Genomic DNA, 23,257 nt, shown 5'->3' with positions numbered 1-23,257 from the left:
TGATCAGGAGTGGGGGGAGGGGAATGATTCTCCTGAATTATTTAATCCCACTGAACTGGATGCAAGACAATGGGTGAAGTTAGCAAAAAAAGCTGGATTTAAATATTTTATTTTAACCGCTAAACATCATGATGGCTTTTGCTTATGGCCAACCAAGACAACGGATTATTCGGTTAAATCAAGTCCCTGGAAAGATGGCAAAGGGGACGTCGTCAGAGAATGTGCAGATGCCTGCAAAGAAGAAGGGATGCATTTTGGAATCTATGTATCTCCGTGGGATCGAAATGCTTCTTGTTATGATGACCCTGAAGCTTATGATGATTTCTATTGTGAGCAATTAACAGAACTGATGACTCAATATGGCCCATTAGGTGAAGTTTGGTTTGATGGAGCTGGGTCAGAAGGCAGAGTGTATGATTGGGAACGAATCATTGGCATTGTTAAGAAGCATCATCCGAATGCGATGATTTTTAATATGGGACGACCAACAATTCGCTGGGTTGGAAATGAAGATGGCGTAGCGCCATACCCTTGTTGGAATACAGAAAGTGTAGCTAAAATCAGTATGTTTTCTAATGATCGAGCCACCTGGCTCCCTGGCACTCCTGAGTGGCTGCCTGCTGAATGTGATGTTCCAATTCGCAAACGCCATTGGTTTTGGCATCCAAATGATGAAGAGAGCCTGTTGTCGTTAGAGGAATTAATGAATATTTATTATCGATCTGTTGGCCATGGGACCAACTTATTATTAAATGTATCCCCTGACAATCGTGGCCTTATTCCAGAAGCAGATGCCAATCGATTACTAGAATTTGCGGAGGAAATTAACAAGAGATTTTCTCAACCACTCGCTGTAACGTCAGGAACTGGCAATGAAATAGAATTAGATTTAGACGAGGAAACCGAAATCGATCATATTGTTTTGAGAGAGGATATATCTTTTGGTGAACGAGTCAGAAAATTTGCGGTAGAGGCGTTGGTCGATGGAGAGTGGCAAACAATAGCAGATGGAACAGCTATTGGTCATCGGCATATTAAAGAAATCCCGTCTATGAGAACGAAAAAGTTAAAGTTGAATGTAATAGAAGCAGTGGCTCCAGCGGTTATTTCGGAAATTTCAATCTACTATGCTAAAAGTAAATGAAGGTGTATGGAAAAAGACTCATGCTCACGCTGCACGAGTCTTTTTACTACTTAACCTTCACTTATATCTACTTGTACATAATCGTTTTTTTAATGATAATCATATCTTTTCAATTAGGAAACACTTATAATGATGTTAGCGAAAACATTTAGAAGGGGAGGTTAACCTATGCATCTTTTATCTTATAAAAAGCCAGGCCTAGCCTGGACTGAAGCATTGCCATTGGGAAATGGAAGAATGGGGGCCATGCACTTTGGAGGGGTTGAAGTTGATCGTTTTCAATTAAACGAAGATACTCTATGGTCAGGACCGCCAGAGAGAAAACAATATCAAGACCAAGCATCGTTGCAAAAAGTAAGGGATTACATTCAGGAGGAAAAATACGAAGAAGCAACAGATGAAACGAAAAATATGTTTGGCCCCTACACGCAAGCCTATATGCCGTTAGGTGATCTCAACATTCAGTATTTTCATGGAGGGATTGCACATTCTTACCAGCGTTCTTTAGATATTCAACATGCTCTCTCAACCGTTACTTATTCTATAGGTGACATCCAATACATACGGGAGGCTTTTATCTCCCATCCACATCAAGTCCTTGCCATTCGTTTAGCCACATCTAAGGAAAAAAGTTTACATGTTCAAGTAGATTTTGCTAGTTTGTTAAAGACGCGTTTACAAAATGAACAAGGAAAAATCGCTATCCAAGGTGTTTGCCCTGAATATTGTGCACCTAATTACTTCCATTGGGATGATGAACCGATTGTTTACGGTGAATTTGAAGAAACGAAAGCGATTCATTTTGAGGGAAGATTAGGCATTGTTACTCAAGATGGACAAGTGGAGAGTGCGAATGGACAAGTGCTAATCCAGAATGCATCAGAGGCAATTCTCTATCTGGCCGTTGCTACATCTTTTAAAGGATTTGACCAATTACCTGGGAAAGACTTTGCGACATTAACAGAAAAAAATGAAGCGGTTCTCTTAGAAGCAATGAAGATGTCATATGAACAACTAAAGCAAGAACATATTCAAGATTATCAGCAATTATATAATCGGGTGGAATTGACATTAGGGGAACAGAAATCAGAAAGTGCACTGGATACAGATGAAAGGATCGTTACCAATGGACCGAATGATTTAGAAATGGCCACACTATTGTTTCATTATGGTCGTTATTTAATGATTTCCTCCTCGCGACAGGGCACACAACCTGCAAATTTACAAGGAATTTGGAATCATCATCTGCGAGCGCCTTGGTCATCTAATTTCACGCTGAATATTAATACAGAGATGAATTATTGGCCTGCAGAAGTCACGAACTTAGCAGAATGCCATTTACCTCTTTTAAATATGGTGAAGGAATTGTCGGTAACGGGACAGACAATGGTTCAAGAACGATATGGAATGAAGGGCTGGACGGCTCATCATAACACTGATTTATGGAGACATGCCGATCCTGTTGGCGGAGAAGAACGTCATGGTGATCCGATTTGGGCGTTTTGGCCAATGTCAGGTCCATGGTTATCTCGCCATTTATGGGATCATTATCAATATTCAAAGGATCAAAAATATCTAGCTGAAATTCTACCTGTTATAAAAGGTTCTGTTCAATTTTGCTTGGATTGGTTGATAGAAGATGAAGAAGGTTATTTGATCACATCGCCATCTACTTCTCCAGAGCACCCCTTTTATACGGAAAATGGCCAGATGGGAACTGTTACAAAGGCAGCGACCATGGATCTGCAAATTATCTGGGATTTATTTACCAATTATGTTGAAGCTGCTTCGATTTTAAAAATAGAAGATCCATTCATTGAACAAGTTTGCCAAGCAAAGGAGCGTCTTCATCCTCTCCAAGTTGGAAAGTATGGGCAGCTCCAGGAATGGTTGAGCGATTATGAAGATGTGGAAACTCATCATCGCCATGTTTCCCATTTATATGGTGTATTCCCAGGAAAACAGATTACGGATGGTCCATTGCTGGATGCTGTTCGTCAATCTTTAAATAGAAGGGGAGATGCAGGAACAGGCTGGAGTTTGGGGTGGAAAATGTGTCTCTGGGCCCGATTAAAAGATGGAGAAAGAGTGCAAGCACTGTTACAACAACTTTTCCGGATTGTCTCGGAAAATAATGAAGTATATGTGGGCGGAGGACTTTATCCTAATCTATTTGGCGCGCATCCACCATTCCAAATTGACGGGAATTTTAGCTATACAGCAGGCGTGGCAGAAATGCTTATCCAATCTCATAAGGGGATTATGGAAATACTCCCAGCCCTTCCATCGACATGGATGAAAGGTTCTATCGTCGGTTTGCGAATCCGTGGCGGGTTTGAAATTTCTTTATTCTGGGATAAGATGCAAATGGTGCAAATGCAAGTCCTGGCAAAGAAAAAACAATCGTTTAAATTAGCATCAATGCAAGCAATTGTAGTGCGTACAGAAGGAGAAAGCGCAGAAGAATTTCCATCTATAAATGGTGTTGTCAATATAGAAATGAATGTTGGCCATAAATATCTATTATCCTATAAATAGGATAATAGATATTTACTTCGGATTGGAACTTGTAAGATGATGCTTGATTTAATGTCCATATAAAGGCAAAATGAAGAATAGAGGATTCTGTTATTCATGTGATCCGATCACTCAGTTTGTTTTTAGGCTTACTGGTAATCATGACAGTACCATATGTTAGATCTAGAGAATGAATGCAAGATTAGTGTAATCGTATTTTCTATAAAGGAAAAAAGTTTGAGCAAGCAATTCCAGACAGTTCCGTTCACAGATTGACGCAAAAGAGAAGCTAGGGAATGATTGACTCAAGTGCGAATGAGACAGATCCTTGAATTTTTTAAAATTAAAATGAGGTGTAATAATGTCAAAACTAACCTATGATGAAAAAAATTTTTTACTAGATGGAAAGGAGATTCGACTTCTAAGTGGAGCGATGCATTATTTTCGTACGGTTCCGGAATATTGGGAAGATCGATTATTGAAATTAAAAGCCGCAGGTCTTAATACAGTTGAAACCTATGTTGCTTGGAATATCCATGAACCGGAAGAAGGTCAATTTCAATTTGAAGGAATCGCTGATATTGTTCGCTTTGTCGAAACTGCGGAGAAGGTTGGCTTGCATGTGATTGTTAGACCTGGACCTTATATTTGTGCAGAGTGGGAATTCGGTGGATTTCCATACTGGTTAATGACCGTTCCTGGTATTAAATTACGTTGCTTTAACAAACCGTATCTTGAAAAAGTAGATCGCTATTTTGATATTTTATTTGAAAAATTGAATCCGCTACTATCTTCCAACGGTGGTCCGATTATTGCTTTGCAAATTGAAAACGAATACGGAAGCTTTGGGAATGATAAGCAATATCTAGAATATATGCGAGACGGATTGAGGCAAAGAGCTGGCGATATGTTCTTATTTACATCAGATGGTCCGACTCATAGTATGTTTTGTGGCGGTATGATTGATGAGGTATTTGAAACCGCCAACTTTGGATCACGGGGTTATGATGCTTTTCAGATTTTAAAAGAGTATCAACCCAATGGACCAGGAATGTGCATGGAATTTTGGCACGGATGGTTTGATCATTGGGGAGAGGAACATCACACAAGACCAGCTGAGAATGTTGTAGAATCATTGGAAGAAATTCTCGATCAAAACGGCTCTGTCAATTTCTATATGGCGCATGGTGGAACAAACTTTGCATTCTATAACGGTGCTAATCATAATGAAGAAGTTTATCAGCCAACGATTACTAGCTATGATTATGATGCCCTTTTAACAGAATCTGGTGAGGTAACAGATAAGCTTTATCAGGTAAGAAAGTTATTTGAGAAATATGAGGATCTTCCAGAAATGTCATTGCCAGAACCACTGCCGAAAAAAGCTTATGGGACAGTAGAATTTACAGAAACTGCTGAACTGCTAGGCTCACTAGAGCAAGTATCTAAACCGCAATTTAGCGCAGCTCCTCTCACGATGGAAGAATATGGACAAGGGTATGGATTTATTGTCTATGAAACAACGATTAAGGGTGCCTATGGGCAGCAAAGATTAACAGTCCAAGACGTTCATGACCGTGGGCAAGTATATTTGAATGGCAAATTCGTTGGGCTAGTGGATCGGATCAGTGGAAAATCAACATTAGAGGTAGAGATAACGGAAGAAGAGACAAAGCTGCAAATCCTCGTAGAAAATATGGGCAGAATTAATTACGGTCCATTCCTTGTTGATTTTAAAGGGATTACAGAAGGGGTGCGCTTAGGAAATCAATTTTTATTTGATTGGACAGTCTATCCGTTGCCATTAACTGATTTAAGTCAGCTATCCTTTTCAAATCAAGCAGCGAAAGAGGAGCACCCTTATTTTCATCGTGGAACTCTGTATGTAGAAGAAGTGGCCGATACGTTCATTGATGTTTCGGAATGGACAAAAGGTGTTGTATTTGTGAACGGCCATAATCTTGGACGCTATTGGGAAATTGGTCCGCAACAAACCTTATATGTGCCCGCTCCTTATCTTCGAGAAGGGGAGAATGAAATCATTCTGCTAGAATTGCATCATCATAAAAAAGAAATTACGTTAAAAGATACAGCAAATCTCGGTTAACGGGTTAAAGCAGAAAATGGAGCATTATACATAAAAAAGCAGGGATCAGCTTATATAGATTCTTGCTTTTTTATCCTAGCAAAGCAATCTCCTTAAAGATATTCCTCTAATCTGGCTAAAAACTTGATCCTGCCTGGTTTCTCCGACATATTGTTCTGAGAGAGCCCAGGTATATTCTTGTTACATCTAAGAAGAAGGTAGAGTGGAAAATATGTTGAAATTATTTAGAAACTTACAAGTCTATCAAAAAATGATGATGATTTTTGTGCTGATGTTATCCTTATTTTATTTGGTGAGTATCATCTTGACGAATTACGGGAAAAAGAATCTTGAAGAACAGTATTTAAATTCCGTTCAATCAAAAGCCAGTTTTTATGGAGATTTATTGGACAATCAAATTTATTATATTCGCACACGGCAGCTCCAGCTTTTTTCCAATTCAGATGTAAAAAAATTAAGCTTTTTAGGGGATCAAGCATCCGGATATGAAGAAGTTGCCTTAATGAATGGGATAAAAGAAAACCTAAATAATTTAAACAATGCTAGTGATCTAATTGCTAATAATGGGATTGTGATGGAATCATACAGCCGTGTCCTTTCATTCGATGATGGGTGGATAAGGGATGATGGGAGTACTTGGAAACAATTGAACAAAGAGATTGGTCAAAATAGTAATAATATTTTAACGGACTACCAAGGGAAATTTTACTTTATTGCTTTAGATAAAAGTGAAAGTATTTTGTCCTTTATCGAATTATCTAAATCTCGTTTATTAGCAGATTTGTCTCATATTATTGAAGACAAAAAAGATGCCGGAATTTTTTTAGCTGACCAATCCTCGAATCACCTCTTAGTCAACCAGGAGAAGCATCAAGAACTGATCCAAGAAATTATCAAAAGAGATCCTAGCGACGAGGAAGAGCAAAAGCCGGAAACCTTTATTGTGAAGAACGGTCATGCTTCCTATCAAGTCACAAGCAATGAAATTAACGATTTAGGTATGACCCTATACACATATATAAACAGAAAAGAGCTAACGGAAGAGATGTCTCATTTAAGTGCTGGCTTTCTTCTATTGACCGTCGTTTTTTTAATTATCGCCATTTTATTTTCTTGGTCAATTAATCGAATGATTCATCAACCACTTAATAAACTGGTTTCTTTATTCAAAACGTATCAGGAAAACAGCCAAAAGACCCCCTTAGATACAAAGCGAGAAGGGGAATTTTCTTATTTATATTCTAGTTTTAACGATATGGCGGAGCGATTAGATCAATCAATTAAAGAGAACTATCAACAGAAATTAGCGGTGCAAAAGTCGGAATTAAAACAATTACAATCACAAATTAACCCCCATTTTCTATATAACGGTTTCTACAGTATTTATCGCTTAAGTAAAATGGAGGATGTCCAACAAGTAGCTAATCTTTCACAAAAGCTAGCCAGTTATTATCAATTTATTACAAAAAATAGTCAGGATGAAGTGGAATTTGCCAAAGAATACAAGCATGCTTTAGATTATTGCGATATTCAAAAAATTAGATTTTCTAATCGGATCGACTTTCAAGCGTCAGCATTAAATGATGACGTAAAATCGATTATTCTCCCACGATTAATTTTACAACCGATTATTGAAAATGTGTTTGAACACGCCTTTGAAAATAGTCACAATGGGATATTACGGATAACGGTTACCTATCAACAACCAATTTTGGTAGTAACGATAGAGGATAACGGTGAATCACTAACAGATGAACAGCTACTCATTTTGCAACAAAAATTACAACATCCTGAACAAGTAGGTGAAACCACTGGAGTATACAATGTGAATACTCGCCTAAAAATAAAATATGGAAAAGAGAGTGGGTTGTTCGCTAGCAGAAGTAGCTTGGGAGGTTTAAAAATAGAAATGAGAATATGGGCTAAGGAAGGATAATCAAACATGTATAGACTGCTTATAGTAGATGATGAACCGATTATTGTCGATGGATTGCTTCAATTATTTTCGGAAATTGATCTCGAGCTTGAACTCTATTCCGCCTATTCAGTTACAGAAGCACTGGATTGTGCTCTAAAAGTTAAGATAGATATTATTATCACAGATATGAGAATGCCTGAAAAAAGCGGATTACAATTTGTAGATGAATTGCAATTACTTTGGCCAAAATGCCGAATTATCTTTTTGTCTGGATATGATCAATTTGAATATGTGTATGATGCTGTTAAACGGAATATCGATAGTTATGTCCTGAAAACTGAAGATGATGAGGTCTTAATTGCGGCAGTTCAGAAGTCTATTGAGAAAATGGAACAGGAAAGGTCGATACAGACTAAGCTTGAAACAAGTGAAAAGCAAATGAAAGAAATTATCCCGCTTCTCAAAAAAGACTTTTTAGACTCTCTTTTAAACACGAACAAGCTAGAGTATGCTGCACATCGCTTTTCAATCGTTGGAAATTCATTGGAGATTCAATTAGATGAACAATGGTTCATTATAGCAGGGCAAATCACAGATGATCTGTCCGCAGATTTTCAAAACTTACTCCTTCTTAATAAACAAATGAAAAGAGAAATTCATCCTGATGTAAAGCTTGAGTTTTTTATGTATAAACGCGATTTAGCCATTTGGTTCGTACAGCCTCAAAAAAAACAGGGGATATTCTATGAAAATGAGAAAGTAAAGTGGAAAGCATTAAAAGAGTATAGCAAACGATTTTTAGAGAGTACACAAGAAAATTATATGCCGAAAAAAAATATAAAAGCGAATTTTGTTATTGGGAAAAGGTCGGTTGACCTCCAACTAATTACCGAGGATTTTCAGCAGATTTGTGATTATTGTCAATTTATTTCTTCCTTCTCTGAAGAGATGATTATTGTAGATCAAGGGAAAGTCAATCCATTCTCCTTTTTAGGGAACGAAATACATGAGCCACAGCTATGGAAGAAGAAATTAATCGTTTTGGAAAGCGCCATATCAGAAGGAGAAGAACAAAAAGCAATCAACATAATAGAAGGATTATTTGATCAAATGCTTCATAACAAATATTCCAATATAGATATTACAGATTTCCTTCTATCGATTTCTCAATTGATTCTGGAATTTTTGCGCAATAATGATTTATATCAACATATTATCGAACAAAGTGAAGAGGATGTGCAAAAAAAATTACAACAGCTTCCTGTGCTTTTTGATTCGAAGGAAACAGTACTCCACTTAGTGAAAGCGATCTGTCAATATCAAGCAATAGCAAGGGAAGCAGGGAAGAATAAAGTAATCTTGACAGTCAATCAATACATCCAAGATCACATCGCTGGAGATCTTTCTCTTACAGCCATCGCGGATTTTATTCATTTTAACCCATCCTATTTATCGCGTTTTTATAAAGAAATAACGGGACGAAATTTGTCTGATGTGATTAATGGAGTAAGAATGAAAAAAGCCAAATATTATTTAAGTGAAACGCAAATGGCTATACATGAAATTGCCGATCGTTTAGGATTTAATTCTCCCTCCTATTTCACTCTGTATTTCAAAAAAAACACTTTGCAATCTCCACAAGAATACAGGGATAAGAACAAAGCAGTAAAGAGAGTGTAACAAAGTAAATATTTTATAATTGTAAACGTTTCCCCTCTGAAACTACAATGAATGTAAGGGATTACTTAAATAAGAAAATGGGGGTTAAACAGATGATGAGGAAATATTCGTTGTTATTTGTAATTATGCTTTTAATCGTAAGTACCGTATTAATGGCATGTCAGTCAAAAGAATCAGGAGAAGCTAGCAATTCAAATGAAGTTACTGGGGATAAAGATCCACTTGGAAAATATGAAAATACTGTGACAGTCCGAGAGGTAGCGGGTTATGGAAATCCAGAAGACCCTAAAACAAAGAAGGGTGTTACACCCCAAACAAACGCCTATGTTTCCAAATTAAAAGAAATGCTTAATATTGATTTGAAATATGATTGGGAAGTACCGAATGAGCAATTTGAACAGAAATTTTCATTAGCGATTGCTTCTGGTGATTTTCCCGATATTATGCAGATTGATATGAATCAGTTTGAAAAGTTTAAGCAACAAGGAATTCTAGCAGATTTAACAGATGCTTATAATGATTACGCTTCAGATGAATTACGGTCTTTCATGGACTTTGACGGGGGGAAAACACTCGATTTATTTACAGAAGATGGGAAAATTCTGGGAATTCCGAGCTATGAAGACCCATATATGTCTGCTCAATTTCTTTGGATCCGTAAAGATTGGTTAGATAACTTGAAGTTGGATGTTCCAGAAAGTCTAGAAGAATTAGAAGAAGTTGCACAGGCTTTTGTTGACAAGGATCCAGATGGAAATGGAACAGATGATACGTATGGAATTGCTTTAAATAAAGAATTAATTTCATGGGGATATGATGCTAGAGGGCTATTCTATACGATGGGTGCTTATCCAAAGGCTTGGGTTAAGGATGAAGACGGAAAGCTGATTCCAGGTGAAATACAACCTGAGACGAAAGAGGCTTTGTCGTTAATGAATAATTGGTATTCGTCAGGCATTATTGACAAAGAGTTTGCTTTTAAAGATATGGACAAAGTCGTTGAAGACTTTGCGGCAGGAAAAGTGGGCATTTCCTTTGGTGAATGGTGGTACCCAAGTGTCGTATTTAATGTTTCAAAAGAAGAAGATCCGAATGCAAATTGGATTCCATTAGAACTTCCAACTTATAAAGGGGAAGAATCAAAAACTTTAGTTCCTGCGTCAAGATTAAATAATGTCGTCGTTGTAAACAAAGACTTTGAACATCCAGAAGCAGCTATTAAAATGATTAATTTTTACCAAGAGTTGGAAAAACCAGAATATGATGAGGAAGTAAAACCGGAAAATGGCTATGTGTATAACTGGTTCCAGCCGCGAATTTACAAACCAGATGATTTTCAAACAGCCTTTAAAGAGGTGAACGAAGCCCTTGATCAAGAGGCAGACAAGGTAGACTCTACTAATTCCACGACCTTAAGTGTTTTTGATGCGAGCAAAAAATACCTTGATGGTGATGAGTCTATGTGGGGAATCTATTATAGTCGAGCTGCAAAAGATGGTGGCTGGGCAACTGTCGAGAAAATTAGAGAAAAAGGCAATGTGGTCTATGATGAATTCAGTGGTGGAACAACAAAAACGATGGTCTCAAAAGGGAGTTCATTAGGGAAGATGACAGATGAAACCTTTACAAAAATCATTATGGGCTCAGAATCAATTGATAAATTTGATCAGTATGTGAAAGATTGGAAAAAATTAGGTGGAGATACCATAACAGGCGAAGTGAACGAATGGTATGAAGAAAATCAATAATACAGGAAGGGGGCTTCCCCTTTCTTCATTATTGATTGCTACTTCAAAGAAATGAGGGATTAGGTTGAAACAGAGCTCTTCTTTTAAAAATAACTTTAAAAAAGAATTACCGATGCATATCATGCTCATTCCGGCTGTCGTTCTATGTTTGATCTATGCTTATGGACCTATGTTCGGGATTATTATGGCATTTCAGGACTTCCAACCCTATTTGGGATTTTTTAAATCTCCATGGGTGGGCTGGGAAAACTTTGAATATATATTTCATTTACCTGATTTTGGACAAATCTTTTATAATACGTTGTTTATTGCAATCTCAAAGGTTATTTTAGGACTCTTAGTTCCATTAATTCTAGCATTATTGTTGAACGAAGTTAGAAAAGTATTATTCTCACGGATTATTCAAACAAGTGTCTTCCTGCCCTATTTCTTGTCATGGGCCGTTTTAGGAGGCGTTATCTTCGAAATCTTTTCCTTAAATGGACCTGTCAATGCTTTATTAGAGTTTTTCCACATCGACCCGATTATGTTTATGGGAAGCAATGGTTGGTTCCGTTCCATTATTATCGGCTCCGATGTGTGGAAGGGAATGGGCTATAATATGATCATCTTTTTGGCTGCCATCGTTGGAATCAATCCGAGCTTATATGAAGCGGCAGAAGTTGACGGCGCTACTAGATGGAAGCAAATGTGGCATATTACGCTCCCAGGCATATTACCAATCGTGATTTTACTAGCGACATTAAGCATTGGGAATATTTTAAATGCGGGATTTGATCAAATTTTAATTTTGTATAATCCAACGGTGTATGAAGGAGCAGATGTTATTGATACATTTGTGTATCGCTTAGGGTTGTTTGATCAGCAATATGCGCCTGCAGCAGCAGTTGGCTTGTTTAAGTCGGTGATTTCACTAGGCTTAGTCGGATTTTCATATTATTTAGCCTATCGATTTACGAATTACCGCATTTTTTAAAATAGATTGGGGTGGTTGGATGTTTTATAAAGAATCATTGGGTCAAAGAACGTTTAATATTTTTAATATGATCTTCTTAACTCTGGTTACGTTATTAGGCATTTTGCCTTTTGTTCATTTACTAGCTGTTTCCTTAAGTTCCAATAGTGCGGCAGTTGCTGGTAAAGTGTTTTTCCTTCCTGTAGAATTTACTACAGTATCCTATCAATATTTAGCGGAAAACTCGGCGTTTTTCCTTGCACTATGGGTAACGGTAAAAAGGGTTGTAATTGGGACTATTATTAACATGCTATTAGTTGTGATGACAGCTTACCCACTTTCTAGAAGCAATAAAAATTTTCGAGCAAGAACTTTATATGTATGGTTCTTTGTTATCACCATGTTTTTCGGTGGTGGGTTAATTCCTACCTATATGGTTGTGAAGGAAACAGGCATTCTAGATAGTATTTGGGCTTTGATTTTACCTGGCGCCTTAAACGTTTTTTATATGGTGATGCTGTTAAACTTCTTTCGCAATATTCCTAAAGATCTTGAGGAGGCTGCGGTTGTAGATGGTGCTGGGCATTGGACTTTATTATTTAAAATATTTTTGCCTATTTCCTTACCTTCTTTGGCCACAATCTTATTGTTTACGATTGTAGGGCATTGGAATTCTTGGTTCGATGGTATTCTCTATATGAATCGGCCAGACAACTATCCGTTACAATCGTACCTTTCAACACTAATTACATCACTTAATGTTCAAGCAATTTCGGTAGAAGACTTGAGCAAGTTACAAGAAATGGGTTCAAAGACATTAAGGACAGCGCAAATATTTATGGGGATCCTCCCAGTTCTATTAGTGTATCCCTTCTTACAGAGATTTTTTATTAAAGGAATTACAATTGGCAGTGTAAAAGAATAGACTGAGGAGATGAATCACAGCTAGTTTTATTAGCCTTGTAATCAGAAGAGAGGTATGCGGAGATGACTCAGTTAACATTGAAACTTTTGAAAGATGAGTATTGGTGGGGAGGGGCAGTATCAGACGGTATCTCGATGCCCTATGGGAAAGAGAGGTTCAAACGAAAATTAAATCCTTTGTCTTCTCCTAATCAAGCGAATCCTGTTTTGATTTCAAACAAAGGAAGGTATGTATGGTCTGAGAAGCCATTTGATTTTAAATGGATCGATGATTGTTTGCATATTGATAATGCTGTTGGAGAAATCAAATGGGAAGAAAGAAATGGCGATTTACGAGAAGCTTATAAAGCAGTGCAAGAAAAGTTTTTCCCACCTACTGGTGAGCACCCTGATTTAGCTTTGTTTTCCACTCCACAGTATAATACATGGATTGAGCTCATGTATGATCAAGAAGAGCAGAAAATATTGCAATATGCTGAGCAAATTATGGCCAATGATATGCCTGCTGGGGTTTTTATGATTGACGATAATTGGCAAGAAGATTATGGTGTTTGGCGTTTTCATCCCGAACGCTTTCAAAATCCTAAAGCCATGGTTCAGAAACTCCACGATCTCGGTTTTAAGGTCATGCTATGGACGTGTCCATTTGTCAGTCCTGATAGTGCGACTTATCGGGAACTAAGAGCAAAAGATTTGCTTGTGAAAAACCATGATGGTTCACCGGCGATTCGTGAGTGGTGGAATGGCTACAGTGCGATTTTGGATCTGACGAATGAGCAAGCGATTGCTTGGTATCAAAAACAATTAGATTTTTTAATCGAAGAATACAAAATTGATGGCTTTAAATTTGATGCTGGTGACCCTATTTATTATCGAAATGATGATCAATGTGCAAAGTCCATTCATGCAAACGAGCAGGCGGAATGGTTTGCAAGATTGGGACGAAAGTATTCATTAAATGAATTTCGTGCTTGCTGGAAAATGGCGGGAGAGCCGATTGGACAAAGATTATGCGATAAATTACATAGCTGGGATCAAGCTGGATTAGGATCCTTGATTCCAAATGGAATCGCCCAAGGTTTAATGGGATACGCATTTACTTGTCCTGATATGATTGGTGGAGGAGAATACCAAAATTTCCTGCAAAATTCGAAAAATTTGGATCAAGAATTAGTCGTACGTTATGCTCAATGTTCTGCCTTGTTTCCAATGATGCAATTTTCAGCCGCACCTTGGCGGTTTTTAACGGAAGAAAATAACCAATATTGTTATGAAGCTGCTCAATTGCATGCGAAGTTTGGCGAAGAAATTATAGCACTAGTAAAGCATGCCAGCAAAACAGGAGAACCGATCATAAGGCATATGGAGTATGTCTTTCCCAACCAAGGATTTGCCGAGATTAAGGATCAATTTATGCTTGGGGATAATGTACTTGTCGCTCCAGTAGTGAAAAAAGGTGAGCGTGAGAGGGTAATTCAATTTCCAGAAGGAACATGGCATGGGGATGATGAAAGTATCGTAGTAGGCCCATGTACAACGACTGTTCGTGCCCCGTTATCTAGATTACCTTGGTATAGAAAAAAGTAAAGCATTGTTCTTTGGAAATCTATTAGCTCGATTAGTTAGGGAGAAATGAGAGGATATAAGATGAATAAAATCGAAATTGTAGACCGTGATCAGAATATGCCTCCGTTGCTCGAACTAAAGATCCCTCATTCTGGGTATACGCGACGGAGATTTAGAATAAGGAGTAGGATTAGCGAGGACAGAATGATCGATTTACATGATGTAACTTGGTCGATTACCCCCTCGGTACATGGCCTATCTATTGATCAAGAAGGATTGCTTGTTATTCAGCCAAAAGCAAAGCCAGGGACAATCGAAGTGATGGCCAGTTTTATAGATGACCCCGAGTTCGTAGCGAAGCAAATGGTGAAAATCGAAAAAAATGCTGGGAAAGATATGCCACCCAATCCACTTGAAAAACCAGGTTGGCACCTTTATCGCCATGATGAATTCGATGAGGAATATTTAGATCGCTCAATATGGACAAACCAATATTTAAGAAATTGGTCTGATGATATAAAATCGAAAACAAATTATAAGTTGGAGGATGGGGCGATTGTCGTAAGGGCTGATATTGATTCTGCACCATGGAGCCCTTATGATAGAGCCGAAAATTCGAGTATTACTTCATTTGAGAAGACATATCTTCATAGATTTGGAAATAATAAGTATGAAGATAGTAGGATGATACCGGAGTTTGATGGCTTTGCGACCAAATATGGCTATTTTGAAATTCGCGCAAAATTGCCAAACACAGGGGATGGAAGTCATGTAGCGTGGTGGATGATTGGAGTACAAGATGATCAAAATCTATACGCAGAAATAACGGATCCAACCATCACAGATAAACGAACATCGAATGAAACAGGTGAAGTCGATATTATCGAAATCGGATTGGATCAATTATCATCTTGGCGTCCAGTCATGCATCCGAACAACAGTACAAGCCTTAAGTATTTACATGTACCGGAAACCTGGTTTGATTTTGACCCGGGGAACGAGTTTCATATTTACGGTTTTGAATGGGATGAAAACGGTACAAAATATTATGTGGATAATCAACTTGTACAAACAACGGACCGAACATTCGATTATCGGATGATGACTTTTTTAGGCTTATACCCTCAAGGTGGAATGGGTAAAGCGAACCGGATTTTTCCAAAAGAGTTTATTATTGATTATTTTCGAGTGTATAAAAAAGATGAGCCTTTGAGAGCAAATGATATTCGCTTTGAGAGAGCGGGACTACGATACTGTATTAAACGACCAGAAGGACAGGAATCTGTTTCATTTAAATTGCAAGCAACTGTTCTAGATCAATTTGATGAACCCTACGCGGATACTCCTCTTATATGGCAATTTTCCGAAACGATTTCGGGAGATTGTGCAAAAAATATTCGCGGGGCAAGGATGGATACTAAAACTGGAGAGATTGCCCTCACGCAAAATATTTCCGAGAACGCTGATTTATTTGTAACAGCCAAAGTAAAATCGAATCCAAAGGTGAAAAAGACATTTCATATCAAGGTGTCAACTAAGGCTCCACAGCCATTGCAAATGCAAATCGCCCCTCAGCAAAAAGTAGTGGAGATAAACATTCCGGAGTACGAGAAAACTCAAAATCAAACATTCTACGCTCACTTATTGGATCAATATGGAGACAAAGTAGGGGGCCAACCGATTGAATGGGTCATTGCGGAAGGGACCACACTGAAAGATATTACAAGGATTAACGGAATAACCATTTCTAAGGATGGCGTATTACAAGTAACAGAAGACGCACAAAGGGGAAGTTACTTTTTTGTGATCGCGCATACCCGTATACAAGCCAAGGAACCTGATAGATATTCTCTAGATAGTACCATTTATACTCATCAATTGGTAAAATTAGTATAATGTTAGAGAAGGTAGTAGAAGGAGGGAACGAAGAAAATGGCGAATAAGATTGAGAGAGTCATGATTATTGGCTTAGACGGTGCCGGAAACTTTATTAAAGAAACAGAAACACCGAATATTGATGGTTTGTTAGAAAAAGGAGTACTTACCTATTCTGCTCAAGCAAATTCACCAACAATTAGTGCAGAATGTTGGGGTTCCTTATTACATGGTGTGTCACCAGATGTACATGGATTGAATAATGATATTGTTGCCACGAAAACATACCCAGAGGATTCCCAGTACCCATCTATTTTTAAAATCATCAAACAAGCAGACCCTGCTAGTAAATTAGCAGCCTTTAGCGCGTGGGAGCCGATCAATCATGGTATTATTGAACAATCCTCTCAAGATCATTCCGTCTCTCAACCTGACGCAGAATTGGCGGATTCCGTCGCAACATATATTTTGGAAAACAAAGATGTAAACTTAATTTATGTTCAGTTAGACGGCCCAGATGCAGCGGGGCATCAGTATGGATATGGGACAAAGTCATATCTTAAAAGTATTACAGAAGCGGATAAACATGTAGGGACGATCCTTAATGCTTTACAAAAAGCCAAGTTAGTAGACAGTAGTTTGGTGATTGTGACGGCCGATCACGGAGGTGGAGGAGATGATCCTTATTCACATGGAAGTGATCACCCCCAAGACAAAACGGTTTTCTGGGGTTGCCATGGCCCAGGAATTAATACAGAAGTAGAATTAAAAACAGGTTTTCCAATTATGAATACGGCTGCCATTGTCCTCTATGCATTAAGAATAGAACCACCTGAGTCATTTGAAGCTGAGGTACCAAAGGGACTGTTTTTAACAGATAAGAAAGTATAAAGTTTTTCTTAAGATTGCTCAAGGCTGGGCAGTTGTTGTCCAGCTTCAGGCGTCATCTGCTCGAGAGTCGCAGGAGCAAGTCCATCGGCGTTGCGACGTACAGGATATACTAGTGCAGACGAAGCACCAGGACGTCGCGAACTTAGCCGATGTTCCGCTTAATAACCTGAGCCAATAAAAGTCAAAACCGGACTTTTCTTGTCTCAGAACATTTGTTTGTCGGGGCTGAGCAAGGCGCTTGCGCTTTTCTTAACAAAATAATAAATTTTGCTGGTTAAGATATATACCTGATTGGGTTATTTCACCCGATCAGGTTATTTTAGTCTATATACTAACTTCCTAAAAAATAGCCATTGTGTCAGGGTGTAACCATCTAGCGCCTATTTAAATACAATGATAGCTGTATCGTTATAAAAAATGATTTGCTGCCATTAAAAATATTCATTCTGTTGGAATGTATTGCTTCATAAGGTAAAATAGAGTAAGAGCTTTTAAGAAAGGGATGAAAAGCATGAAGGTGACACTTTTTGTCACATGTCTCGTAGATATGTTTAACAGCAATGTAGGAAAAGCGACGGTTGAACTACTTGAGCATTTAGGTTGTGAAGTGGAGTTTCCGGAGTCGCAGGTTTGCTGTGGACAGCCAGCTTATAATAGTGGGTATGTGAAGGAATCGAAAGAAGCGATGAAAAAAATGATTGCTGCTTTTTCAGATGCTGAATATGTTGTTTGTCCTTCTGGATCCTGTGCGTATATGTTTCATGAATACCAAAATCTTTTTAAAGATGATCCAAAGTGGGGGCCGAAAGCAAAGGAATTGGCAGGTAAAACCTATGAATTAACACAATTTATCGTTGATGTTTTAAAAATAGAGGATGTAGGAGCCACATTTGATGGGAAAGTGACCCTCCATACATCATGTCATATGACGAGATTACTTGGGGTCAAGGAGGCTCCTTTGAAACTACTAAATCATGTGAAAGGTCTTCAGTTTACAGAACTGCCGGGAAAACATAATTGCTGTGGATTTGGTGGCACTTTTTCTGTTAAGATGACAACGATTTCAGAGCAAATGGTCGATGAGAAGGTACAGCATGTCGAGGAAACGGAAGCTGATGTGTTGATTGGAGCTGATTGCGGCTGCTTAATGAATATAGGTGGTCGGATTGATAGAAAAGAAAAACCGATAAAGGTTCTGCATATTGCCGAAATCTTAAACAGCAGGCAAGGAGCGTGAGAATTGATGCCGATGAAAATAGGAACAGAGGACTTTACCCAACGCATTGATAAGGGTATTCATGATTCATTCATGAGAAATGCCGTATCTGGAGCCCAAGAAAGATTGCGGACAAGAAGATTGGATGCAGCAGAAGAATTGGGGAACTGGGAAGACTGGCGGTCACATGGAGAAGAGATACGCCAGCATGTCTTAGAGAACCTTGATTATTATTTATATCAATTAAGCGAAAAGGTTTCCGGAAGGGGTGGTCATGTTTATTTTGCACAAACCCCAGAGGAAGCAAATCAATATATAAAAGAAGTAGCACAAAAGAAAAACGCTCGAAAAATCGTTAAGTCAAAATCAATGGTAACAGAAGAAATTAATATGAATGCTTGCCTGGAAGAGGCGGGTTGTGAAGTAATTGAAACTGATCTTGGAGAATATATCCTACAAGTGGATGATCATGATCCACCATCCCATATTGTGGCACCTGCGTTACATAAAAACAAGGAGCAAATTCGCGATGTATTCACAGAAAAGCTCGATTACCAAAATACCGAAAAACCAGAGGAATTGGCCACACATGCTCGTGAAATGCTGCGACATGAATATATGACGGCTGATATAGGCATCACTGGCTGCAACTTCGCAGTGGCGGAGACCGGGTCCATCTGTCTTGTGACGAATGAAGGGAATGCCGATCTTGTAGCTGCGTTACCGAAAACACAAATTACAGTCATGGGTATGGAAAGATTGGTTCCTTCTTTTGAAGAATTGGAAGTATTGGTGAGCTTATTAACCAGAAGTGCTGTTGGCCAAAAATTAACAAGCTATATTACAACATTAACAGGTACGAAGGATGAGGGAGATGTCGATGGTCCGGATGAATTTCATCTCGTTATAGTCGATAATGGTCGTGCCGATATTTTAGGAGGAGAATTTCAGTCGATTCTTCAATGTATACGTTGCGCTGCCTGTGTCAATGTTTGTCCTGTCTATCGTCATGTTGGTGGGCATTCCTATGGATCTATCTATTCAGGTCCCGTTGGAGCAGTATTATCGCCTTTACTAGGTGGATATGATGACTACAAGGAACTTCCGTATGCCTCTACTTTATGTGGAGCTTGTACAGAAGCTTGCCCAGTCAAAATCCCGCTCCATGACTTATTGCACAAACATCGACAGGTGATTGTAGAAAATGAAGGAAGGGCTCCAGTCTCTGAAAAATTATTGATGAAGGCTTTTGGTCTAGGGGCGGCTTCTCCAACTTTATACAAAATGGGATCGAAAATGGCTCCAACAGCTCTAAATCCTCTTACCAAAGATGGGAAAATCTCAAAAGGTGTTGGGCCTTTAAAAGCTTGGACAGAAATCCGCGATTTTCCTGCTCCAGGTAAACATCGATTTAGAGATTGGTTTAAAGAGCATAAAAAGGGAGGAGATCGATCATGAGTGGAACCATTCAAAATCGGGATCACTTTCTGCAAAAGATTGCGAATCAGCTTGGACGTGAGGCAGTGCTTGACAAACCAGAAGTGCCAAAATGGAAGCATCAACCTCAAGCGACTGTACTCCAAGGAAAAAGCGCAGATGAGTTAGTCGAAGTTTTAAAAGACCAATGTCTCCATATCCATACAGATTTTATCAAAACCACACAGGCGGATTTGGAAGAAACCTTAAAACGGCTTGTAGAGGAGTATGGGGGTGGGCCAATCATTACTTGGAAAGACTCTCGTTTTACAGCATACGGCTTATCCTCATTACTAAAAGAAAAATGGCCCCAAAAAAAGATTGAGGTTCATGAATGGGATTACCTAAAAGGAAGAGCCAATATTGATATTGCGGAGGCTTGCAATATTGGGATTACAATTAGTGATATAACGCTTGCTGAATCGGGCACAGTCGTGCAATTTAGTCATAAAGATCGTGGCAGATCAGTCAGCTTTTTGCCACTAAAATCGATTATGATTGTTCCAAAAAGCTCGATCGTTCCGCGGATGACACAAGCGGCACGAATGATAAGAGAAAAAACGAAAAATGGAGAGCATCTAGCCTCCTGTATAAATTTTATAACAGGACCAAGTAATTCTGCCGACATTGAAATGGATTTAGTAGTGGGGGTTCACGGCCCTGTAAAAGCCGCTTATATCGTTGTGGATGATATATGATGGCGAAGTAAAAGCTGGATATAGTGTTAGCGCCTGCTAGACTTCTTTGTGTTTTGTAGTTTTAAAAGTAGGGGTTTTGCGGACGCTTGCACCAGATAAAAAATAAGATAGTAAATATTGAATAAAACATTGAAACCGCCTATCGTGTATGCTATTCTAGACTTAATAAAGTTGTTGGAGAAAGGGAAAGAGTGGAGATGACATTGGTAAGAACAGGCGATGCCAAGTTAATACGAGAATTAAATACATCGATTATTCTGGATATCATTCGGAAACAAGGTCCCATCTCCCGTGCAGAAATCTCCAAAGTCGTTAAGATTAGTCCAACGACGGTGGCTTCTTGTATTAATGCTTTAATGAAAGATTCGCTTGTCATGGAAAGTGGAACAGGAGTTTCGAGTGGTGGGAGAAAACCCATTCTTGTCCAATTAAATCCGAATGACCGCTTTCTTATTGGCGTGGCAGTGAATGCATCAAAAATCACGATTGCAGCATTCAATTTATACGCCAATGTTCAAAAAAAGATCAGCCATTCATTACTAAACGAGACCTATTCAGATATTAGTGACTTTATGATTAACCTTCTTCAAGAATTTTTAGAAGACTTTGATCAAAAGGAGAATTGTTTAGGGATATCGATTACCTTTCAAGGAATTGTAGATGCTGATAAAGGGGTTGTTGTGTATAATCCTAAATTAAACATGTTAAACGTTTCATTGAAAGACAAAATTGAAGATGCTTTGCACATCCCGACCTACATAGATAACGATACAAATGGAAGCCTTTTAGCAGAAAAAGGGTATGGTCATTATCAACAGGCGAAAAATCTAATTTATGTGACGATTGGTGATGGGGTTGGGGCAAGTATTCTGGTCAATGATGCGATTTATCGAGGACATCTTGGTGGTGCTGGAGAATTTGGGCATACAACAATCAATTTTAATGGGCCGGTCTGTGAATGCGGAAATATTGGTTGCTTGGAAAACTATGTAAGCTGGCAGACGATTCACTCTCGAATTGAAGAGGAGCTTGGGCATGGAAGAAAATCGATAATGTCGGAATGGTTAAAAGAGAATGAGCAGCTCACGATCGAAAAATTTCAACAAGCTGTTTTACAAGAAGATCCATTGGCACTATCGATCTTGGATGATGTGGCTTTCTACCTTGGAATAGGACTTGTAAGCATCATCAACCTATTTAATCCGGAAAAAATCATCGTAGGTGGAGAACTGGCTAACAATATCCCTTATTTTATTCGAAGGTTAAATGAATTTGTTTTAAGCCATTCGTTGGAAACGCATACGAAGGAATTTGCAATCCTGCCAAGTTCTTTTGGCGATGATTCAGAGGTTATTGGGGCAGCATCCATTTTATTGGATGATTTATTCCATTCTACTATTCGTTAGATATTCTGTTCTAAGAAAATAATGGCAATGCCAATATGGATTGATAAGGAAAGCTCTCAATTCATACGAGATAAAAAGGGATTTAAGTAATGCTATTTTCATATAAAGCAGGTAAAGAAAGAGAAATGATCAAAAAGAACCCTGGTGAGGTGGTATGATGATGAAAATTGCGGTAGTTGGTATAGGGAAGCTGGGACAAAGGCATTTAGACAAATGGAAAGAAATAGCAGATGTTGAAGTGGTTGGAATTGTTGCTAGAAATCAAGAGAAACTCCAAGTAATTGCTGAAAAATATGATGTGAAGCCATTTACTAGTCTGGAAGAGTTGCTAAATCAAGTAAATGTAGATGTTGTTGATGTGTGTACACCGACCGCTACACATGGTGAATTTGTTAAACAGGCGGCACAGGCAAAGAAGCATGTAATTTGTGAAAAGCCATTGGCGTTAACGAGTAAAGAAGCGACTGCTATGATTCAAGCATGTGAAGAAAATCAAGTTCACTTACTAGTAGGTCACACACTCCGTTTCTTCCCGGAATATGCGAATGCTAGAGAGCAAGTAAAAAATGGGAAAATTGGACAACCGGGTGTTATTCGCCTTACAAGAGGCGTACCTTTTCCTTCAGGAAGAGAATGGTATGCAGATGAGGAACAAAGTGGGGGCTTATTCTTAGATTTAGGTTCACACGAATTTGATTGGTTGCAGTGGACATTTGGTGATGTCACAAGAGTGATGGCCAAACATATAAAACGTGAACAACTGGAGTATGGGTTTGTTACGGTGAGGATGGCAGATGGAACGATTGCTTATGTAGAGCTATCATGGGCAGAAACTCAATTTCAGGCAACCTATGAATTAGCAGGTGATAAAGGGATGCTTACATACGATCACAATGCAACCGTTCCAGTTACCTTAGATCTGCGCTCATCAGAACCTTCTGTACAATTGCCTAAAAGCTTGATGCATAAGGATCCTTATCAACGCCAATTTGAGCATTTTAGGGATTGTATTACTGGGAAAGCTGAACCAATCGTAACGGCAGTAGATGCAGCGAAAGCCATTGAACTAGCGGAAGCTGCTGTTCAATCTAGTGCAACAGGTCAACCTGTTACTTTAGCGGAAGGGGGACGTTAAC

General features: G+C 38.6%; 16 protein-coding genes. All 16 read left to right on the top strand.

What is annotated here, in order from left to right:
• Positions 1-1,144, top strand: a 1,144-nt coding sequence (locus IPU53_RS11005; protein ID WP_207450664.1) for an alpha-L-fucosidase, incomplete at its 5' end; no start/stop codon positions are given.
• 168 nt (positions 1,145-1,312) lie between these two features.
• Positions 1,313-3,682, top strand: coding sequence for a glycoside hydrolase family 95 protein (locus IPU53_RS11000; RefSeq protein WP_207450662.1), 2,370 nt, complete (start codon positions 1,313-1,315; stop codon positions 3,680-3,682).
• A 340-nt stretch (positions 3,683-4,022) separates the two neighbouring features.
• Positions 4,023-5,768, top strand: coding sequence for a glycoside hydrolase family 35 protein (locus tag IPU53_RS10995; RefSeq protein ID WP_207450660.1), 1,746 nt, complete (start codon positions 4,023-4,025; stop codon positions 5,766-5,768).
• A gap of 211 nt (positions 5,769-5,979) precedes the next feature.
• Positions 5,980-7,704 carry a sensor histidine kinase gene (locus IPU53_RS10990; RefSeq protein WP_242698235.1) on the top strand — a complete coding sequence of 575 codons (1,725 nt, stop codon included), beginning with the start codon at positions 5,980-5,982 and terminating at the stop codon, positions 7,702-7,704.
• Positions 7,705-7,710: 6 nt separating this feature from the next.
• Positions 7,711-9,366, top strand: a complete 1,656-nt coding sequence (locus IPU53_RS10985) for a response regulator transcription factor (RefSeq protein ID WP_207450657.1) — start codon at positions 7,711-7,713, stop codon at positions 9,364-9,366.
• Between the two features lie 92 nt (positions 9,367-9,458).
• A complete protein-coding gene (locus tag IPU53_RS10980) occupies positions 9,459-11,114 on the top strand; it encodes an extracellular solute-binding protein (RefSeq protein WP_207450655.1) in 1,656 nt (551 codons plus the stop codon).
• A gap of 112 nt (positions 11,115-11,226) precedes the next feature.
• A complete protein-coding gene (locus IPU53_RS10975) occupies positions 11,227-12,090 on the top strand; it encodes an ABC transporter permease (RefSeq protein ID WP_207450683.1) in 864 nt (287 codons plus the stop codon).
• A gap of 19 nt (positions 12,091-12,109) precedes the next feature.
• A complete protein-coding gene (locus IPU53_RS10970) occupies positions 12,110-12,994 on the top strand; it encodes a carbohydrate ABC transporter permease (RefSeq protein ID WP_207450653.1) in 885 nt (294 codons plus the stop codon).
• A 62-nt stretch (positions 12,995-13,056) separates the two neighbouring features.
• Positions 13,057-14,580, top strand: a complete 1,524-nt coding sequence (locus IPU53_RS10965) for a glycoside hydrolase family 31 protein (RefSeq protein WP_207450651.1) — start codon at positions 13,057-13,059, stop codon at positions 14,578-14,580.
• Between the two features lie 60 nt (positions 14,581-14,640).
• A complete protein-coding gene (locus IPU53_RS10960) occupies positions 14,641-16,455 on the top strand; it encodes a glycoside hydrolase family 16 protein (RefSeq protein ID WP_207450649.1) in 1,815 nt (604 codons plus the stop codon).
• Between the two features lie 36 nt (positions 16,456-16,491).
• A complete protein-coding gene (locus tag IPU53_RS10955) occupies positions 16,492-17,325 on the top strand; it encodes an alkaline phosphatase family protein (RefSeq protein WP_207450647.1) in 834 nt (277 codons plus the stop codon).
• A 511-nt stretch (positions 17,326-17,836) separates the two neighbouring features.
• Positions 17,837-18,562 (top strand): (Fe-S)-binding protein, encoded by a 726-nt coding sequence (locus IPU53_RS10950; protein ID WP_207450645.1) that lies wholly within the window; start codon positions 17,837-17,839, stop codon positions 18,560-18,562.
• 6 nt (positions 18,563-18,568) lie between these two features.
• Positions 18,569-19,999 carry a LutB/LldF family L-lactate oxidation iron-sulfur protein gene (locus IPU53_RS10945; protein ID WP_207450680.1) on the top strand — a complete coding sequence of 477 codons (1,431 nt, stop codon included), beginning with the start codon at positions 18,569-18,571 and terminating at the stop codon, positions 19,997-19,999.
• Positions 19,996-20,715 (top strand): LutC/YkgG family protein, encoded by a 720-nt coding sequence (locus IPU53_RS10940; protein WP_242698226.1) that lies wholly within the window; start codon positions 19,996-19,998, stop codon positions 20,713-20,715. Before IPU53_RS10945 ends, IPU53_RS10940 begins: the two co-directional genes overlap by 4 nt.
• Positions 20,716-20,912: 197 nt before the next feature.
• Entirely contained in the window at positions 20,913-22,121 is a 1,209-nt protein-coding gene (locus IPU53_RS10935) for an ROK family transcriptional regulator (protein ID WP_242698234.1), read from the top strand.
• A gap of 160 nt (positions 22,122-22,281) precedes the next feature.
• On the top strand, positions 22,282-23,256 hold the full coding sequence (locus IPU53_RS10930; protein WP_207450643.1) for a Gfo/Idh/MocA family protein: 975 nt from the start codon (positions 22,282-22,284) through the stop codon (positions 23,254-23,256).
• Position 23,257 lies beyond the last annotated feature (1 nt).

The sequence above is a fragment of the Bacillus sp. SD088 genome (assembly GCF_017355205.1).
Lineage (GTDB): Bacteria > Bacillota > Bacilli > Bacillales > Bacillaceae_C > Lederbergia.
The sequence above is the reverse complement of the archived record's forward strand: the minus strand, read 5'-3'. Positions and strand labels throughout refer to the sequence as shown.

Excerpts from the sequence above, each read along its gene's own strand:
- IPU53_RS11000 (WP_207450662.1), top strand. The coding sequence starts at position 1,313 with ATGCATCTTTTATCTTATAAAAAGCCAGGCCTAGCCTGGACTGAAGCA.
- IPU53_RS10995 (WP_207450660.1), top strand. The coding sequence starts at position 4,023 with ATGTCAAAACTAACCTATGATGAAAAAAATTTTTTACTAGATGGAAAG.
- IPU53_RS10990 (WP_242698235.1), top strand. The coding sequence starts at position 5,980 with ATGTTGAAATTATTTAGAAACTTACAAGTCTATCAAAAAATGATGATG.
- IPU53_RS10985 (WP_207450657.1), top strand. The coding sequence starts at position 7,711 with ATGTATAGACTGCTTATAGTAGATGATGAACCGATTATTGTCGATGGA.
- IPU53_RS10980 (WP_207450655.1), top strand. The coding sequence starts at position 9,459 with ATGATGAGGAAATATTCGTTGTTATTTGTAATTATGCTTTTAATCGTA.
- IPU53_RS10975 (WP_207450683.1), top strand. The coding sequence starts at position 11,227 with ATGCATATCATGCTCATTCCGGCTGTCGTTCTATGTTTGATCTATGCT.
- IPU53_RS10970 (WP_207450653.1), top strand. The coding sequence starts at position 12,110 with ATGTTTTATAAAGAATCATTGGGTCAAAGAACGTTTAATATTTTTAAT.
- IPU53_RS10965 (WP_207450651.1), top strand. The coding sequence starts at position 13,057 with ATGACTCAGTTAACATTGAAACTTTTGAAAGATGAGTATTGGTGGGGA.
- IPU53_RS10960 (WP_207450649.1), top strand. The coding sequence starts at position 14,641 with ATGAATAAAATCGAAATTGTAGACCGTGATCAGAATATGCCTCCGTTG.
- IPU53_RS10955 (WP_207450647.1), top strand. The coding sequence starts at position 16,492 with ATGGCGAATAAGATTGAGAGAGTCATGATTATTGGCTTAGACGGTGCC.
- IPU53_RS10950 (WP_207450645.1), top strand. The coding sequence starts at position 17,837 with ATGAAGGTGACACTTTTTGTCACATGTCTCGTAGATATGTTTAACAGC.
- IPU53_RS10945 (WP_207450680.1), top strand. The coding sequence starts at position 18,569 with ATGCCGATGAAAATAGGAACAGAGGACTTTACCCAACGCATTGATAAG.
- IPU53_RS10940 (WP_242698226.1), top strand. The coding sequence starts at position 19,996 with ATGAGTGGAACCATTCAAAATCGGGATCACTTTCTGCAAAAGATTGCG.
- IPU53_RS10935 (WP_242698234.1), top strand. The coding sequence starts at position 20,913 with ATGACATTGGTAAGAACAGGCGATGCCAAGTTAATACGAGAATTAAAT.
- IPU53_RS10930 (WP_207450643.1), top strand. The coding sequence starts at position 22,282 with ATGAAAATTGCGGTAGTTGGTATAGGGAAGCTGGGACAAAGGCATTTA.